The organism is Streptococcus mitis, from assembly GCF_946188375.1.
GTDB lineage: Bacteria > Bacillota > Bacilli > Lactobacillales > Streptococcaceae > Streptococcus > Streptococcus mitis_CX.
Window position 1 is genome coordinate 23,763 of record NZ_CAMHUS010000013.1, and the last position, 17,036, is coordinate 40,798.

Annotated in this window: 17 protein-coding genes; 16 read left to right on the top strand and 1 reads right to left on the bottom strand. The window is 39.4% G+C overall.

Annotated elements, in window-relative coordinates; all coding sequences use genetic code 11:
* Positions 1 to 6: 6 nt before the first annotated feature.
* The 11 genes from jag (at position 7) to gap (ending at position 12,410) form a co-directional block, all read left to right on the top strand.
* A complete protein-coding gene (gene jag / locus N8M16_RS09555) occupies positions 7 to 996 on the top strand; it encodes an RNA-binding cell elongation regulator Jag/EloR (RefSeq protein ID WP_261070101.1) in 990 nt (329 codons plus the stop codon).
* Between the two features lie 50 nt (positions 997 to 1,046).
* Entirely contained in the window at positions 1,047 to 1,670 is a 624-nt protein-coding gene (locus N8M16_RS09560) for a ribonuclease P (RefSeq protein ID WP_125443893.1), read from the top strand.
* A gap of 116 nt (positions 1,671 to 1,786) precedes the next feature.
* On the top strand, positions 1,787 to 3,763 hold the full coding sequence (gene tkt, locus N8M16_RS09565) for a transketolase (RefSeq protein ID WP_261070102.1): 1,977 nt from the start codon (positions 1,787 to 1,789) through the stop codon (positions 3,761 to 3,763).
* 116 nt (positions 3,764 to 3,879) lie between these two features.
* Positions 3,880 to 4,179, top strand: coding sequence for a preprotein translocase subunit YajC (gene yajC, locus N8M16_RS09570; RefSeq protein ID WP_004257425.1), 300 nt, complete (start codon positions 3,880 to 3,882; stop codon positions 4,177 to 4,179).
* A gap of 46 nt (positions 4,180 to 4,225) precedes the next feature.
* Complete coding sequence (locus N8M16_RS09575) at positions 4,226 to 4,669, top strand: low molecular weight protein-tyrosine-phosphatase (protein ID WP_023947928.1); 444 nt, start codon at positions 4,226 to 4,228, stop codon at positions 4,667 to 4,669.
* Positions 4,656 to 5,066, top strand: coding sequence for an MORN repeat-containing protein (locus tag N8M16_RS09580; RefSeq protein WP_261070103.1), 411 nt, complete (start codon positions 4,656 to 4,658; stop codon positions 5,064 to 5,066). The genes N8M16_RS09575 and N8M16_RS09580 overlap by 14 nt, the downstream gene beginning before the upstream one ends.
* A 300-nt stretch (positions 5,067 to 5,366) precedes the next feature.
* Positions 5,367 to 8,018 (top strand): bifunctional acetaldehyde-CoA/alcohol dehydrogenase, encoded by a 2,652-nt coding sequence (gene adhE, locus N8M16_RS09585; RefSeq protein WP_020903612.1) that lies wholly within the window; start codon positions 5,367 to 5,369, stop codon positions 8,016 to 8,018.
* A 123-nt stretch (positions 8,019 to 8,141) separates the two neighbouring features.
* Positions 8,142 to 9,062, top strand: coding sequence for a helix-turn-helix domain-containing protein (locus N8M16_RS09590; protein ID WP_020903611.1), 921 nt, complete (start codon positions 8,142 to 8,144; stop codon positions 9,060 to 9,062).
* A gap of 210 nt (positions 9,063 to 9,272) precedes the next feature.
* Positions 9,273 to 9,956: an ABC transporter ATP-binding protein gene (locus N8M16_RS09595; RefSeq protein WP_084923182.1), complete on the top strand. Its 684-nt coding sequence runs from the start codon at positions 9,273 to 9,275 to the stop codon at positions 9,954 to 9,956.
* Positions 9,925 to 11,226: an ABC transporter permease gene (locus N8M16_RS09600; protein ID WP_261070104.1), complete on the top strand. Its 1,302-nt coding sequence runs from the start codon at positions 9,925 to 9,927 to the stop codon at positions 11,224 to 11,226. The genes N8M16_RS09595 and N8M16_RS09600 overlap by 32 nt, the downstream gene beginning before the upstream one ends.
* 176 nt (positions 11,227 to 11,402) lie before the next feature.
* Complete coding sequence (gene gap, locus N8M16_RS09605; RefSeq protein WP_261070105.1) at positions 11,403 to 12,410, top strand: type I glyceraldehyde-3-phosphate dehydrogenase; 1,008 nt, start codon at positions 11,403 to 11,405, stop codon at positions 12,408 to 12,410.
* A 68-nt stretch (positions 12,411 to 12,478) separates the two neighbouring features.
* Here gap and N8M16_RS09610 read toward each other — a convergent pair whose 3' ends face one another.
* Positions 12,479 to 13,354, bottom strand: coding sequence for an RluA family pseudouridine synthase (locus N8M16_RS09610; protein WP_261070106.1), 876 nt, complete (start codon positions 13,352 to 13,354; stop codon positions 12,479 to 12,481).
* A gap of 86 nt (positions 13,355 to 13,440) precedes the next feature.
* Here N8M16_RS09610 and pbp2a point away from each other — a divergent pair, with 86 nt between their 5' ends.
* The 5 genes from pbp2a to N8M16_RS09635 form a co-directional block, all read left to right on the top strand.
* Positions 13,441 to 15,636 (top strand): penicillin-binding protein PBP2A, encoded by a 2,196-nt coding sequence (gene pbp2a / locus N8M16_RS09615; RefSeq protein ID WP_261070107.1) that lies wholly within the window; start codon positions 13,441 to 13,443, stop codon positions 15,634 to 15,636.
* Positions 15,637 to 15,688: 52 nt separating this feature from the next.
* Positions 15,689 to 15,841: a 50S ribosomal protein L33 gene (gene rpmG / locus N8M16_RS09620; RefSeq protein ID WP_001809375.1), complete on the top strand. Its 153-nt coding sequence runs from the start codon at positions 15,689 to 15,691 to the stop codon at positions 15,839 to 15,841.
* Between the two features lie 9 nt (positions 15,842 to 15,850).
* Positions 15,851 to 16,027 carry a preprotein translocase subunit SecE gene (gene secE, locus N8M16_RS09625; RefSeq protein ID WP_001210990.1) on the top strand — a complete coding sequence of 59 codons (177 nt, stop codon included), beginning with the start codon at positions 15,851 to 15,853 and terminating at the stop codon, positions 16,025 to 16,027.
* A gap of 53 nt (positions 16,028 to 16,080) precedes the next feature.
* On the top strand, positions 16,081 to 16,617 hold the full coding sequence (nusG, locus tag N8M16_RS09630; protein ID WP_000376740.1) for a transcription termination/antitermination protein NusG: 537 nt from the start codon (positions 16,081 to 16,083) through the stop codon (positions 16,615 to 16,617).
* Between the two features lie 120 nt (positions 16,618 to 16,737).
* A partial coding sequence (locus tag N8M16_RS09635; protein ID WP_474104140.1) for a sigma-70 RNA polymerase sigma factor region 4 domain-containing protein occupies positions 16,738 to 17,036 on the top strand: 299 nt, incomplete at its 3' end.

Genomic DNA, 17,036 nt, shown 5'->3' on the forward strand with positions numbered 1-17,036 from the left:
CTGGTAATGGTAGTATTTACAGGTTCAACTGTTGAAGAAGCAATCCAGAAAGGATTGAAAGAATTAGATATCCCAAGACTGAAGGCTCACATCAAAGTCATTTCTCGTGAAAAAAATGGCTTTCTTGGTTTATTTGGTAAAAAACCAGCTCAAGTTGATATTGAAGCTATTAGTGAAACAACGGTCATTAAAGCTAATCAGCAGGCTGTAAAGGGTGTTCCTAAAGAAATTAACGAACAAAATGAACCAGTCAAAACAGTCAGTCAAGCGACTGTTGATTTAGGGCATGTTGTAGAAGCAATTAAAAAGATTGAAGAAGAAGGCCAAGGGGTTTCTGATGAAGTTAAGGCTGAAATTTTGAAAAATGAAAAACATGCTAACACCATTTTAGAAGAAACTGGGCATATTGAGATTTTAAATGAATTACAGCTTGAAGAAGCTGGTTTCGGGGAAGAAGTAGAAACTCCTATTGTTGAGAGTCGAGCTGAACAAACTGAAAGTCAAGAATTAGAAGATTTGGGCTTAAAAGTGGAACCGAGCTTTGACATTGAACAAGTAGCTACGGAAGTAACGACTTATGTCCAAACAATCATTGATGATATGGATGTTGAGGCGACGATTTCAAATGATTATAACCGTCGTAGCATCAATTTACAAATTGATACAAATGAGCCAGGTCGTATTATCGGTTACCATGGCAAAGTTTTGAAGGCCTTACAACTATTGGCTCAAAATTATCTTTACAACCGCTATTCAAGAACCTTCTACATTACTATTAATGTCAATGATTATGTTGAACACCGTGCAGAAGTCTTGCAGACCTATGCGCAAAAATTGGCGACTCGTGTCTTAGAAGAAGGTCGCAGCCATCAAACAGATCCAATGTCGAATAGTGAGCGCAAGATTATCCATCGTATTATTTCGCGTATGGATGGCGTGACTAGTTACTCTGAGGGTGACGAGCCAAATCGCTATGTCGTTGTAGATACAGAATAAGTAAAATCAGGTTTATCCTGATTTTTTGCTAGTTAGAGGAGGTTAAGTGGATGTTGAATAAGATAAGAGACTATCTAGACTTTGCGGGTTTGCAGTACCGTAATCCAGATAAAGCTGGTGATGAAAGAGAAAACATGTTGACCTTGCGGCAAAAAGGTCAAGAGGCTCGGAAGGATTTTACAGAACTGGCTAAAGCCTTTCAAGCAAGTCATCCAGAATGGCAACTCCAACAGACTAGCCAGTGGATGAATCAGGCACAGCGTTTGCGACCACATTTTTGGGTTTATCTACAACGTGAGGGGAAAGTGACAGAACCTATGATGGCTCTTCGTTTGTATGGAAGTTCTTCTGATTTTGGAGCCTCACTAGAAGTCAGTTTTATCGAACGTAAGAAGAATGAGGAGACTCTAGGCAAGCAGGCTAAAGTTTTAGAAATTCCAACCGTCAAAGGGATTTATTATCTAGCCTACTCAGATGGTCAAAGTCAAAGATGGGATGCGAACGAAGAAAATCGTCAAATTTTAAGAAATAAACTATCCAATCAAGAAGTCCGTAAAGTGTTAGTTAAAGCAGATATTTCTTTTATTGAAAATCAATCATTAGAAGTGATTTTAGAAAAATTAGAAGAAGCTTATGAACGCTTACTTCCCTACTATCAGGCGACCAGAGAGTAGAAATCACGAGACTTATCTAGAGTCGAATTGATTTATTGCTATTCTATGTATTTTTTCATATAATAGTAAAATAGAATGTGTGATTCAATAATCACCTCAAATAGAAAGGAAATTCTATGTCAAATCTATCTGTTAATGCAATTCGTTTCCTAGGTATTGACGCTATCAACAAAGCCAACTCAGGTCACCCAGGTGTGGTTATGGGAGCGGCTCCGATGGCTTATAGCCTCTTTACAAAACAACTTCGTATCAATCCAGCTCAACCAAACTGGATTAACCGTGACCGTTTTATTCTTTCAGCTGGTCATGGTTCAATGCTTCTATATGCCCTTCTTCATCTTTCTGGTTTTGAAGATGTCAGCATGGATGAGATTAAGAGCTTCCGTCAGTGGGGTTCAAAAACACCAGGTCACCCAGAATTTGGTCATACAGCAGGGATTGATGCTACAACAGGTCCTCTAGGGCAAGGTATTTCAACTGCCACTGGTTTTGCCCAGGCAGAACGTTTCTTGGCAGCTAAGTATAACCGTGAAGGCTACAATATCTTTGACCACTATACTTACGTTATCTGTGGAGATGGAGACTTGATGGAAGGTGTCTCAAGCGAGGCAGCTTCATACGCAGGTTTGCAAAAACTAGACAAGTTGGTTGTTCTTTATGATTCAAATGACATCAACTTGGATGGTGAGACAAAAGATTCCTTTACAGAAAGTGTTCGTGACCGTTACAATGCCTACGGTTGGCATACTGCCTTGGTTGAAGATGGAACAGACTTGGAAGCAATCCATGCAGCTATCGAAACAGCTAAAGCTTCAGGCAAACCATCTTTGATTGAAGTGAAGACTGTTATTGGATACGGTTCTCCAAACAAACAAGGAACTAATGCCGTACACGGTGCTCCTCTTGGAGCAGATGAAACTGCAGCAACTCGTCAAGCCCTTGGTTGGGACTACGAACCATTTGAAATCCCAGAACAAGTATATGCTGATTTCAAAGAACATGTTGCAGACCGTGGTGCATCAGCTTATGAAGCATGGGCAAAACTAGTCGCAGATTACAAAGAAGCGCATCCAGAATTGGCTGCAGAATTGGAAGCAATTATCGAAGGGCGCGATCCAGTTGAAGTGACTCCAGCAGACTTCCCAGCCTTAGAAAATGGCTTCTCTCAAGCAACTCGTAACTCGAGTCAGGATGCTTTGAACGTTGTGGCAGCTAAGTTACCAACCTTCTTAGGTGGATCAGCTGACCTAGCTCACTCAAACATGACTTATATCAAGACTGATGGACTTCAAGATGATACCAATCGCTTGAACCGTAACATTCAGTTTGGTGTTCGTGAATTTGCCATGGGAACTATCTTGAACGGGATGGCCCTTCACGGTGGACTTCGTGTATACGGTGGAACTTTCTTCGTCTTCTCTGACTATGTGAAGGCAGCTGTTCGCTTGTCAGCCTTACAAGGACTTCCTGTGACTTATGTCTTTACCCACGATTCTATTGCGGTTGGGGAAGACGGTCCGACTCACGAACCAGTTGAGCATTTAGCAGGTCTTCGTGCCATGCCAAATCTGAATGTTTTCCGTCCAGCAGATGCGCGTGAAACGCAAGCAGCTTGGTACCTTGCAGTGACAAGCGAAAAAACACCAACTGCCCTTGTCTTGACACGTCAAAACTTGACTGTTGAAGAAGGAACAGACTTCGACAAGGTTGCAAAAGGTGCCTATGTTGTCTATGAAAATGCAGCAGACTTTGATACCATCTTGATTGCGACAGGTTCAGAGGTTAATCTTGCTGTCTCAGCTGCCAAAGAATTGGCTAGTCAAGGTGCAAAAGTCCGCGTAGTCAGCATGCCATCTACAGATGTCTTTGATAAACAAGATGCAGCTTACAAGGAAGAAATCCTTCCAAATGCAGTTCGCCGTCGTGTTGCAGTCGAAATGGGTGCAAGTCAAAACTGGTACAAATATGTTGGACTAGATGGTGCTGTTCTTGGTATTGATACCTTCGGAGCCTCTGCCCCAGCACCAAAAGTATTGGCAGAATATGGCTTTACTGTAGAAAATCTAGTAAAAGTCGTTCAAAACTTGAAATAATCCTAAAAATCAGGGCGCAAGCTCTGATTTTTCTTACTAGAAAAGCAAGGTACAATCTTGTAAAAGTAGCTGAAATTTGATATAGTAGTCCTATGTAAAAGACAAAGGAGAATACAATGAATCCAAATTATACATTTTTAATTATGCTTGTAGCGATGTTTGCCTTGATGTTCTTTATGCAACGCTCTCAAAAGAAACAAGCACAAAAACGTATGGAAAGCTTAAATAAACTGCAAAAAGGCTATGAAGTGATTACAATCGGTGGACTTTACGGAACAGTCGATGAAGTAGATACTGAGAAGAGAACGATTGTTCTTGATGTAGATGGAGTTTACTTGACTTTTGAACTAGCTGCTATCAAGACCGTATTACCGCTGAAAGAAACAGCTTCACTAGAAGGCGCAATTGAAAAATAAGACGGGATTACTAACTCCCGTTTTTCTATAAAAGAAAGGAAATGGGATGAAAAAACTAGTCTTTGTCTGTTTGGGAAATATTTGTCGCAGCCCTATGGCTGAGTTTGTTATGAAATCAATGACAGATAATTATGAAATCCAAAGTCGAGCGACTTCTTCTTGGGAACATGGCAATCCGATTCATAAGGGAACTCAAGGGATTTTTCAACAGTATGAGATTCCTTACGACAAAACCAAAACATCGCTTCAGATTAGTAAGGAAGATTTTGAAGCCTTTGATTATATTATCGGAATGGATGCTTCAAATGTTTCTGACTTACGTCAGATGTGTCCAGTAGACTGTCAAGATAAGATTTACTCATTTGCATCTGAAAGTGTTCCAGATCCTTGGTATACAGGAGATTTTGAGGAAACCTATCAGCGTGTTCAAGAGGGGTGTCAAGCATGGTTAGAACGTTTAGAGAAGGAGAGTGAAGATGGAAAATCTTAAGAATTTTTACGAAAAGTATCGTGTCTATCTGACTCGTCAACGTTTAGAGCTTTTGGCAGTAGTTACGATTGTTTTTTGTGCTGTACTCGTCTTTTTTCTAAATATTCCCGGAAAAGGTGTCTTAAAACTCGATAATGGAACGATTGTTTATGACGGCAGTCTTGTCCGAGGTAAAATGAATGGTCAAGGCACCATCACCTTCCAAAATGGAGACCAATATACAGGTGGTTTCAGCAATGGAGCCTTCAACGGAAAAGGTACCTTTCAATCCAAAGAAGGCTGGACCTACGAAGGTGATTTTGTAAATGGTCAGGCTGAAGGAAAAGGAAAACTAACAACAGAACAAGAAGTTGTTTATGAAGGGACTTTTAAACAAGGCGTTTTTCAACAAAAATAAAGCCTCCTTATCAAAGGAGGTATTGTTATCATCTAAAAGTAAGCGCTTACTAGAAAATCTATCTCTTTCCAAGTTCCTCTTCCAATCAAGCTTGTGAAATAAAAAAATATTTGAAATTCATTTCACAAACTCTAAAGAAAAAACTTGATAAGTAAAGAAAATGAGAAAAAATTCACAAACAATAAAAAATTCTTTGTGAAATGTTTATGAAACTGTTTACAAAGTTGAAATAATGCGTTATAATAAACTTGTGAAAAAATTAACAAAGGATATCGATCCTTGAAAGCTATGGAGGAAAATATGGCTGATAAAAAAACTGTGACACCAGAGGAAAAGAAACTCGCTGCTGAGAAGCATGTTGATGGATTGGTGCAAAAAGCTCTAGTTGCCCTTGAGGAAATGCGTAAACTCGACCAAGAACAGGTTGACTATATCGTAGCTAAAGCGTCAGTGGCAGCTTTGGATGCCCACGGAGAATTGGCTATACATGCCTATGAAGAAACAGGACGTGGTGTATTTGAAGATAAAGCAACTAAGAACTTGTTTGCTTGTGAACACGTAGTAAACAACATGCGTCACACTAAGACAGTTGGCGTTATCGAAGAAGACGATGTAACAGGTTTGACTCTTATCGCAGAACCAGTTGGTGTTGTCTGTGGTATCACTCCAACAACAAACCCAACATCAACAGCAATCTTCAAATCATTGATTTCATTGAAGACACGTAACCCAATCGTCTTTGCTTTCCATCCATCAGCACAAGAATCATCTGCTCATGCAGCTCGTATCGTTCGCGATGCAGCTATCGCAGCTGGAGCTCCTGAAAACTGCGTACAGTGGATCACTGAACCATCTATGGAAGCAACAAGTGCCCTTATGAACCACGAAGGTGTTGCAACAATCCTTGCAACAGGTGGTAATGCCATGGTTAAAGCTGCATACTCATGTGGTAAACCAGCTCTTGGGGTAGGTGCCGGAAACGTTCCAGCTTATGTTGAAAAATCAGCAAACATCCGTCAAGCAGCACACGATATCGTTATGTCTAAATCATTTGATAATGGTATGGTCTGTGCATCTGAACAAGCGGTTATCATTGATAAAGAAATTTATGATGAATTTGTAGCAGAGTTCAAATCATATCACACTTACTTTGTAAACAAAAAAGAAAAAGCACTTCTTGAAGAATTCTGCTTCGGCGTGAAAGCAAATAGCAAAAACTGTGCTGGTGCAAAATTGAACGCTGACATCGTTGGTAAACCAGCAACCTGGATTGCAGAACAAGCAGGATTTACAGTTCCAGAAGGAACAAACATTCTTGCTGCAGAATGTAAAGAAGTTGGCGAAAATGAGCCATTGACTCGTGAAAAATTATCACCAGTTATCGCAGTTTTGAAATCTGAAAGCCGTGAAGATGGTATTACTAAGGCTCGTCAAATGGTTGAATTTAACGGTCTTGGCCACTCAGCAGCTATCCACACAGCTGATGAAGAATTGACTAAAGAATTTGGTAAAGCTGTTAAAGCTATTCGTGTTATCTGTAACTCACCTTCTACTTTCGGTGGTATCGGGGACGTTTACAATGCCTTCTTGCCATCATTGACACTTGGATGTGGTTCTTACGGACGCAACTCAGTTGGGGATAACGTTAGTGCCATTAACCTCTTGAATATCAAAAAAGTCGGAAGACGGAGAAATAACATGCAATGGATGAAACTTCCTTCAAAAACATACTTTGAACGTGATTCAATTCAATACCTTCAAAAATGTCGTGACGTTGAACGTGTCATGATCGTTACTGACCATGCCATGGTAGAGCTTGGTTTCCTTGATCGTATCATCGAGCAACTTGATCTTCGTCGCAATAAGGTTGTTTACCAAATCTTTGCTGATGTAGAACCAGATCCAGATATCACAACTGTAAACCGTGGTACTGAGATTATGCGTGCCTTCAAACCAGATACAATCATCGCTCTTGGTGGTGGATCACCAATGGATGCTGCTAAAGTAATGTGGCTCTTCTACGAACAACCAGAAGTGGACTTCCGTGACCTTGTTCAAAAATTCATGGATATCCGTAAACGTGCCTTCAAATTCCCATTACTTGGTAAGAAGACTAAATTCATCGCAATCCCAACAACATCTGGTACAGGATCTGAAGTAACACCATTTGCCGTTATCTCTGATAAAGCAAACAACCGCAAATACCCAATCGCTGACTACTCATTGACACCAACTGTGGCAATCGTAGACCCTGCCTTGGTATTGACAGTTCCTGGAGTTGTTGCTGCGGACACTGGTATGGACGTATTGACTCACGCGACTGAAGCTTACGTATCACAAATGGCTAGCGACTACACTGACGGACTTGCACTTCAAGCCATCAAGCTTGTATTCGAAAACCTTGAAAGCTCAGTTAAGAATGCAGACTTCCACTCACGCGAGAAAATGCATAACGCTTCAACAATCGCTGGTATGGCCTTTGCCAATGCCTTCCTAGGTATTTCTCACTCAATGGCTCATAAGATTGGTGCGCAATTCCACACAATTCACGGTCGTACAAATGCTATCTTGCTTCCATACGTCATCCGCTACAACGGTACACGTCCAGCTAAGACAGCAACATGGCCTAAGTACAACTACTACCGTGCAGATGAAAAATACCAAGATATCGCACGCATGCTTGGACTTCCAGCTTCTACTCCAGAAGAAGGTGTGGAGTCTTACGCAAAAGCTGTCTACGAACTTGGTGAGCGCGTAGGTATCCAAATGAACTTCAAAGCACAAGGTATCGACGAAAAAGAATGGAAAGAACATTCACGTGAATTAGCCTTCCTTGCTTACGAAGACCAATGTTCACCAGCTAACCCACGCCTTCCAATGGTTGACCATATGCAAGAAATCATCGAAGATTCTTACTATGGCTACAAAGAAAGACCAGGACGCCGTAAATAATTGTTTATCAGCCTAGAGGCAGGGAATCCCTGTCTCTTTTTTTGTAATTCTATTTGAAAAATGGTATAATCATCGCATATATTTATTTGAAAATCAAATCTTTTATAATCATGCGAGGGGCAAATGAACAAGATAAATGAGTTAGGGGATAAAGTGCGACTTTTAAGAGAGGAGAAAGGACTTAGTCGTCCAGTTTTTTGTGGGGATGAGTCTGAATTATCAGTGCGTCAGTTGGTGAGAATCGAAAAAGGAGAATTTCGACCGACTATAAAAACACTAGAATATATTGCAGATAGATTAGAAATTCCATCCTACGTCTTGATGCCAGATTATAAGGAACTGCCTAAACGCTACCAAGAATTAAAGTACTTTCTTTTACATCACCCTGACTATGGAGACAAGGAGTTGCAAGAACAAAAGGAAGAATATTTTGATGAGATTTTCGAGTGTTTTTATGATGACCTGCCCCGTGATGAGAAGATGATAGTGGACTGCCTTCAGGCAATAGATGCAGTGAGAGCGACTAGTAATTCTTTATACGGAAGTGGTGTGATTGAGGACAGTCTTCAAGACTTACTATCCAGAGATGTATATAAGGCTGAGGAATTGTTGAAATTGAGACTGTATTTTCTTTGTCAGTTAATGGATGGTTTAAACGAGGGTGAGATAAAAAAGTCTGAGCATGAAACTATTCTTTATTTTCATGACAAATTAAGTTCTCAGGTTGATAAGATAGAGTTCGATTGTTTGGACTTACTTAGAGACTCCTTGTTAGCTTCTTTAACTTGTATAGAGGTTATGGGGTTGCTTCATTATTTTAAGAGGGCAGTCGAGACCTTAAATAAAATAGGGCAAAAAACACGAGATTTTCAAAAACAACCGATTGTCTTGATGGTGGAGTGGAAATATTATATTCAGATGGATTATGATACAGCCAAACAAAAGTATGAAGAAGCAAAAATGATGGCAAGGATGTTTGGCAATGGGAAGTTACTCGTTAGTTTAGATAATGAATGGGCCGAGGATCTAGAAAGATATCGTTAAAGAGTTTATAGGAGTGACATTTCTGTCATTGAGGGAATGCCGCTTTTTTGTTACAATGAATTTTACTTGATATACATCCAGAAGCAAACTAGGCAATAGAGAGAAAACTCTAAGTAGTAGGCCCATAGGGGAAATCAGTGCTGATGTAGCTTGAAGGATTTTCTATCAGTATGGTGTATGACGATAACAGTTTTAAACAAGGGGGAAAGAATGTCTATTTTATCCATTAAAAATATTTCAAAGTTTTACACTTTGGACGGTAAACATCAAGAACAGGCTTTAAAGAATATAAACCTGCAAATCGCAAGAGGTAAAATTACAGCGATTTACGGGCCGTCAGGCTGTGGCAAAACTAGCTTGCTAAACATCATCAGTGGTCTAGATAGACAATATGAAGGAGTTTTAGAATTTAAAGGGGAATCTCTCCGTGACTTATCAGAGATTGAACTAACTCAATTTCGTAAAAACAAGATTGGATTTGTGTTTCAAAACTTCAACCTCATTCCTCATCAATCTGTCTTGGACAATGTCAAGCTACCTCTCTATGTCAAAGATTTATCTGACAGGGAGATGACAATGATTGCAAAGGAGCAATTAAGTAGCTTAGGAATGGAGCCTTTTATGGCTAAAAATGTTAAACAGCTTTCTGGCGGGCAAAAGCAACGTGTAGCAATCGCGCGTGCCTTGGTAAATCAGCCTGATATGATTGTAGCAGATGAGCCAACGGGGTCACTGGATTCTCAATCTCAAGAAATGGTATTGGAAGTATTTAAAAATTTAGCCCAGACAGGGAAAACAGTATTGATTGTAACCCATAATCCAGAGGTTGCTGCATATGCAGATGTGATTATCAAAATGAAGGATGGTGAAGTCGTTGAAGAAGTCAAAAAATAAAGGATTATCATTGAAAAACAAATTCAAACTTTCTTTAAATAACTTTCTGGAAAGAAAGTGGCGTAACTTATTGATTGCGCTAGCAACCTCAATCGGTTTTGTAGGAGTCTTAATTTCTTTCGGCTTGGGAAATGCTTTGATTTCGATGATTGATGAAAATACGAATGGAGGTCAAATTCCTTCTCAAGTTCAGATTGCTTTAAACACAGAAAATGCTGGACGAGGCTTTTTGAACCAAGATGATAAGAACTATATCACGGATACAGTTGACAAAGAAGCTATTAAATATTTGGAGAGTCCTTTTGGGATGACCATGTCAAATATTACTATAGATGGGCAAGAAATGGATCTGAGTCAAACGATGCCTTCTTATGCTCAAGTAGTGAGTCTCTATGAGGATACAAGTATTTCTGTTAGTAGTAATGAGGCGGACAAAGTATTAGCCGGTTCCCTCTATACTGATGCAAATGAACAGGGCTTGACGATTCCAAGCAGTTTACTAAAAAGTTGGAATGAACAGACAGGAAAAAATCTGACGGCTAGTGATATTATTGGCAAATCAGTCTCAGCCAGCATTGTAGAAAATGCTGCTGAAGCTAGCAAGATTGCTCAATTTCAAACGAAGATTGTGCGTGTAATCAATGATGAAGATGACATGGAGGATAGCAACAGTTTCATGCCGTCTAATCAAATGGAAACAATTTTGAAAGAAGCTGGATTTACAAAAGCTGTATCTTATTTTATCTTGGAACTTAAAGATCCATCACAGACAAAAGTGGTAACAGAAGAATTGCAGAAAAATAAGAAGTATACTGTTCTTTCTCAACAGAAGGTTCTTGATATTGTGATTACTTTTATTCGTGTTATTCAGGGATTGTTGATTGTGCTTTCATCACAAGCTATTGTGGTAGCAGCGGTCATGATTGGCATCATCATTTACATTAATATCATGCAACGTTCTAAGGAAATAGGTGTCATGAAGGCAGTTGGTTATCAAAATCGCGATGTCAAAGGAATTTTTATTTACGAGGCTATTTGGATTGTAGGAATCGCCTTGCTGCTGGCATTTTTGGTTGCACAAGGGGTGGGAAGTTTGGCGAATGCGGTTGTAAATCACTTTTACCCATCCATCACGAAGGTTTTTGAATTAAATCTTCTATCTATTTTAGGAACTCTAGCTTTTGCTCTATTACTTGGTTATGTCTCAGCCTACTTCCCAGCACGTAAAATTAGTAAAATGGATCCTGTAGAATCGCTACGATATGAATAGTAAGGAAGTTCTTGATTTATAGCCTGAAAAAGAAACTAACATAGAAAAACAATGCCCGTACTTGCAATTAAACTTAAATAGTTATATAATAGGTTTGTTGAAAGGTGATTTGTAGTGATTCAAGTTACTCTTTTCACAATAAAAATTTCATGATTTTCATAAGGAGGAAATCACTAATGGTAGTTAAAGTTGGTATTAACGGTTTCGGACGCATCGGTCGTCTTGCTTTCCGTCGTATCCAAAACGTAGAAGGTGTTGAAGTTACACGCATCAACGACCTTACAGATCCAGTTATGCTTGCACACTTGTTGAAATACGACACAACTCAAGGTCGTTTCGACGGTACTGTTGAAGTTAAAGAAGGTGGATTTGAAGTTAACGGTAAATTCGTTAAAGTTTCTGCTGAACGTGATCCAGAGCAAATCGACTGGGCTACTGACGGTGTAGAAATTGTTCTTGAAGCTACTGGTTTCTTTGCTAAGAAAGAAGCAGCTGAAAAACACCTTAAAGGTGGAGCTAAAAAAGTTGTTATCACTGCTCCTGGTGGAAACGACGTTAAAACAGTTGTATTTAACACTAACCACGAAGTTCTTGACGGTACTGAGACAGTTATCTCAGGTGCTTCATGTACTACAAACTGCTTGGCTCCTATGGCTAAAGCTTTGAATGATAACTTTGGTGTTGTAGAAGGATTGATGACTACTATCCATGCTTACACTGGTGACCAAATGCTTCTTGATGGACCACACCGTAAAGGTGACCTTCGCCGTGCTCGTGCTGCTGCAGCTAACATCGTTCCTAACTCAACTGGTGCTGCTAAAGCAATCGGTTTGGTTATCCCTGAATTGAACGGTAAATTGGACGGAGCTGCTCAACGTGTTCCTGTTACAGCTGGTTCAGTAACTGAATTGGTAGCAGTTCTTGAAAAGAATGTTACTGTTGACGAAGTAAATGCAGCTATGAAAGCAGCTTCAAACGAATCATACGGTTACACAGAAGATCCAATCGTATCTTCAGATATCTTAGGTATGTCTTACGGTTCATTGTTTGACGCAACTCAAACTAAAGTTCTTGACGTTGACGGTAAACAATTGGTTAAAGTTGTATCATGGTACGACAACGAAATGTCTTACACTTCACAACTTGTTCGTACTCTTGAATACTTCGCAAAAATTGCTAAATAATTCATGAGTCGATAAAAAGCAAGGCCTCTTGGTCTTGCTTTTCTTATATTGAAAAATGGATGATACCATCATCCATTTTTTTTTAATTCTTTTTCAAATGTATCGGAAAGGGTAGTGAAGCTTAATTTCTCTAGAGTAAGCGGATGGGTAAAGGACAGTCGAAAGGCGTGGAGCATAAGCCGACTTGTTTTTGATTTACTATTATAGAGAGGGTCGCCTAAAATAGGGAAGTTATGATGCGAAAGGTGCACACGAATCTGATGGGTTCGGCCTGTCTTTAGTTTGCAACGAACCAAGGAAGTCTTGTTTGAGAGTTTCTTTAATCTGTTTACATGCGTTTCAGCATATTGGCCATTTTTTGTATCAACCACTCGTTTTCTGCGGTCATGACGATCGCGTCCAATTTTATCTTTGAAAACAAGCTCTTTACTGTTGATATTTCCATCAACTAGTGCCCAATATTCCCTAGAAATTTCTTTTTTCTCCAGTAAGCGATTGAGAATAGGCAAGATAAAAGGATTTTTGGCAAAGAGAACCAAACCACTGGTTTCCATGTCCAGGCGATGAACGACATAGCAGGTTTGGCCAACGTAGGCACTGACATGGTTAAGAAGGGCGATTTCGTTTGGCTGATTACCATGCGTTTTCATCCCCTCTGGTTTGTTGACAATAATCAAGTGTTGATCTTGATAAACCTCTTGAACGAGGTTAGGATTGCCCCAAGGGATTTCTTTTTCGGGATAATCTTCCTTGTCAAAAGTTAACTGGCAAATATCTCCAGGATTTACCGTCTCGTTCCAATGAACTTCTCGCTGATTAATCAAAATGTGTTTCTTGATTCTCAAAAAATGACGGATTTTTCTAGGGATGAGGAGTTGTTCCTCAAGTAATTGCTTTACCGTCATTTGAGGTAGAGAGTCTGGTAATGTAAATGTGAATTTCATACAGATATTGTAACAAAAAAAGACCTATTTTGATAGGAAATAGCTAAATTCTTGTCTTCCTATGATGAAGATGATAAAATAAACGCATGAAATTAGATAAATTATTCGAGAAATTTCTTTCTCTTTTTAAAAAAGAAACAAGTGAACTAGAGGACTCTGATTCTACTAGCTTACGTCGCTCTCGTAGTGATCGAAAAAAATTAGCCCAAGTAGGTCCAATTCGAAAATTCTGGCGTCGCTATCATCTAACAAAGATTGTCCTTATACTAGGTTTGAGTGCAGGCTTGCTGGTTGGAACCTATTTGTTTGCTGTAGCCAAGTCAACCAATGTCAATGATTTGCAAAATGCCTTGAAAACTCGAACTCTCATTTTTGACCGTGAAGAAAAGGAGGCTGGTGCCTTGTCTGGTCAAAAAGGAACTTATGTTGAATTGACTGATATCAGTAAAAATTTGCAGAATGCCGTTATTGCGACAGAAGACCGTTCTTTTTATAAAAATGACGGGATTAACTATGGTCGTTTCTTCTTGGCGATTATCACTGCTGGTCGTTCAGGTGGTGGTTCTACTATTACCCAACAGCTGGCTAAAAACGCCTATCTATCACAGGATCAAACTGTCGAGAGAAAAGCAAAAGAATTTTTCCTGGCCTTAGAATTAACAAAAAAATATAGTAAGGATCAAATTTTAACCATGTACCTTAACAATGCTTATTTTGGGAATGGTGTGTGGGGTGTAGAAGATGCGAGTAAGAAATACTTTGGAGTTTCTGCATCAGAAGTGAGTCTGGATCAAGCTGCGACTCTGGCAGGGATGCTCAAAGGGCCGGAACTGTATAATCCCTTGAAATCTGTAGAAGATTCTACTAATCGTCGTGATACTGTCTTGCAAAATATGCTGGCAGCGGGTTACATTGATAAAAACCAAGAAACCGAAGCAGAAGAAGTTGATATGACTTCGCAATTGCACGATAAGTATGAAGGAAAAATCTCAGATTACCGCTATCCTTCTTACTTTGATGCGGTTGTTAATGAAGCTGTTTCCAAGTATAATCTAACAGAGGAAGAAATTGTCAATAATGGCTACCGCATTTATACAGAGCTTGACCAAAACTATCAAGCAAATATGCAGGTTGTCTATGAAAATATATCACTATTTCCGAGGGCAGAGGATGGAACATTTGCTCAATCAGGAAGTGTGGCTCTCGAACCGAAAACAGGTGGAGTTCGTGGAGTTGTTGGTCAGGTTGCTGGCAATGATAAAACTGGATTCCGGAATTTCAACTATGCAACTCAATCAAAACGTAGCCCTGGTTCTACAATTAAGCCTTTAGTTGTTTATACGCCTGCAGTTGAAGCTGGCTGGGCTTTGAATAAGCAGTTGGATAACCATACCATGCAGTATGACAGCTATAAGGTTGATAACTATGCAGGGATCAAAACGAGTCGAGAAGTTCCTATGTATCAAGCCTTGGCAGAATCGCTTAATCTGCCTGCTGTTGCCACTGTTAATGATTTGGGCGTTGATAAGGCTTTTGAGGCGGGCGAAAAATTCGGACTCAACATGGAAAAGGTCGATCGTGTTCTTGGTGTCGCCTTGGGAAGCGGTGTTGAAACCAACCCTCTTCAAATGGCTCAAGCATATGCTGCCTTTGCAAATGAAGGTTTAATGCCGGAAGCTCATTTTATTAGTAGAATTGAAAATGCTAGTGGTCAGGTCATTGCGAGCCATAAAAATTCACAAAAACGGGTGATTGATAAGTCTGTAGCTGATAAGATGACCAGTATGATGTTGGGGACATTCACCAACGGTACCGGTATTAGTTCATCTCCTGCAGATTATGTCATGGCAGGAAAAACTGGAACAACTGAAGCTGTTTTCAATCCTGAATACACAAGTGACCAGTGGGTGATTGGTTATACTCCGGATGTAGTGATTAGTCACTGGCTTGGTTTCCCTACCACTGATGAGAGCCACTATCTAGCAGGATCTACTTCAAACGGTGCAGCCCATGTCTTTAGAAACATTGCAAATACCATTTTACCTTATACGCCAGGAAGTACCTTTACAGTTGAAAATGCTTATAAGCAAAATGGAATTGCACCAGCCAATACAAGAAATCAAGTACAGAGTAATGAAGAAAATCAGGCGGATAATAGCCTTTCTGATATTAGAAGTCGTGCACAAAATCTGGTAGATGAGGCTAGCCGTGCCATCTCGGATGCTAAAATTAAGGAAAAAGCTCAAACGATATGGGATTCGGTAGTCAATCTATTTCGTTAAGATGCTTGTCAAAGCCTGGCTTTCTTGTTATAATAGATAAGATGGAGGCGTTATGGCACTAAAAAAAGCAAGCCTAGCTTGTGCGGTTTGTGGTTCGAGAAACTATTCAATCAAGATCAGCGGAAACCCCAAGCCAACACGACTAGAAGTAAATAAATTTTGTAAACATTGTGGTAAGTACACTACACACAGAGAAACGAGATAGGAGAGAGCGATGCGTTTTATTGGAGATATTTTTAGACTTCTTAAAGACACAACATGGCCAACTCGCAAGGAAAGCTGGAGAGATTTTCGTTCTATCATGGAATACACTGCTTTCTTTGTTGTGATTATTTATATTTTTGACAAGTTGATTGTTTCAGGTTTGATTCGATTTATTAACATTTTTTAGAAGACCTGTGGAGTTATTCACGCTAGAAATCTTCTATTATGAAAGGAAGTATCATGGATAGTTTTGATAAAGGATGGTTTGTCTTACAAACCTATTCTGGTTATGAAAATAAGGTAAAAGAAAATCTATTGCAACGTGCACAAACCTACAATATGTTGGATAATATTTTACGTGTTGAAATTCCAACACAAACAGTGCAAGTTGAAAAAAATGGAAAGAGAAAAGAAGTAGAAGAGAATCGCTTTCCAGGTTATGTTCTTGTAGAAATGGTGATGACAGATGAAGCTTGGTTTGTTGTTCGAAACACACCAAACGTTACAGGATTCGTCGGATCTCACGGAAATAGATCAAAACCAACTCCATTATTGGAACAAGAAATCCGTGATATCTTGGTTTCTATGGGACAAACTGTACAAGAGTTTGATATCGATGTTGAAGTTGGTCAAACTGTACGTATCATTGATGGTGCTTTTGCAGACTATACTGGTAAGATTACAGAGATTGATAACAATAAAGTGAAGATGATTATCTCTATGTTTGGTAATGACACAGTTGCAGAAGTAAACCTAAACCAAATTGCAGAATTATAACCCAAAGAGAGGCTTGCCCTCTCTTTTTTGTGCAGTTTAGACGGTGTAGGGAACAGAATGGAGGAAATGGGACAAAAGTGTTTCTGAATCTGTTAGACTGTATCTAGAAAGGGGAACGTTATGTTTAAAGAATTGTATAAAGAAGTCCAGGGAATTGTATATAAGAGTAGAAATGAATATTACTTGCATTTATGGGAACTATCGGATTGGGACCAAGAGGGTATGCTCTGCTTACATGAATTGATTAGTAGAGAAGAAGAGCTAGTAGAAGATATTCCTCGTTTACGTAAATACTTCAAAACTAAATTCCGAAATAGAATTCTAGACTATATCCGTAAACAAGAAAGCCAGAAGCGTAGATATGATAAAGAACCCTATGAAGAAGTAGGTGAGATTAGTCATCGTATCAGTGAGGGAGG

Excerpts from the sequence above, each read along its gene's own strand:
- jag (WP_261070101.1), top strand. The coding sequence starts at position 7 with ATGGTAGTATTTACAGGTTCAACTGTTGAAGAAGCAATCCAGAAAGGA.
- N8M16_RS09560 (WP_125443893.1), top strand. The coding sequence starts at position 1,047 with ATGTTGAATAAGATAAGAGACTATCTAGACTTTGCGGGTTTGCAGTAC.
- tkt (WP_261070102.1), top strand. The coding sequence starts at position 1,787 with ATGTCAAATCTATCTGTTAATGCAATTCGTTTCCTAGGTATTGACGCT.
- yajC (WP_004257425.1), top strand. The coding sequence starts at position 3,880 with ATGAATCCAAATTATACATTTTTAATTATGCTTGTAGCGATGTTTGCC.
- N8M16_RS09575 (WP_023947928.1), top strand. The coding sequence starts at position 4,226 with ATGAAAAAACTAGTCTTTGTCTGTTTGGGAAATATTTGTCGCAGCCCT.
- N8M16_RS09580 (WP_261070103.1), top strand. The coding sequence starts at position 4,656 with ATGGAAAATCTTAAGAATTTTTACGAAAAGTATCGTGTCTATCTGACT.
- adhE (WP_020903612.1), top strand. The coding sequence starts at position 5,367 with ATGGCTGATAAAAAAACTGTGACACCAGAGGAAAAGAAACTCGCTGCT.
- N8M16_RS09590 (WP_020903611.1), top strand. The coding sequence starts at position 8,142 with ATGAACAAGATAAATGAGTTAGGGGATAAAGTGCGACTTTTAAGAGAG.
- N8M16_RS09595 (WP_084923182.1), top strand. The coding sequence starts at position 9,273 with ATGTCTATTTTATCCATTAAAAATATTTCAAAGTTTTACACTTTGGAC.
- N8M16_RS09600 (WP_261070104.1), top strand. The coding sequence starts at position 9,925 with ATGGTGAAGTCGTTGAAGAAGTCAAAAAATAAAGGATTATCATTGAAA.
- gap (WP_261070105.1), top strand. The coding sequence starts at position 11,403 with ATGGTAGTTAAAGTTGGTATTAACGGTTTCGGACGCATCGGTCGTCTT.
- N8M16_RS09610 (WP_261070106.1), bottom strand. The coding sequence starts at position 13,354 with ATGAAATTCACATTTACATTACCAGACTCTCTACCTCAAATGACGGTA.
- pbp2a (WP_261070107.1), top strand. The coding sequence starts at position 13,441 with ATGAAATTAGATAAATTATTCGAGAAATTTCTTTCTCTTTTTAAAAAA.
- rpmG (WP_001809375.1), top strand. The coding sequence starts at position 15,689 with ATGGCACTAAAAAAAGCAAGCCTAGCTTGTGCGGTTTGTGGTTCGAGA.
- secE (WP_001210990.1), top strand. The coding sequence starts at position 15,851 with ATGCGTTTTATTGGAGATATTTTTAGACTTCTTAAAGACACAACATGG.
- nusG (WP_000376740.1), top strand. The coding sequence starts at position 16,081 with ATGGATAGTTTTGATAAAGGATGGTTTGTCTTACAAACCTATTCTGGT.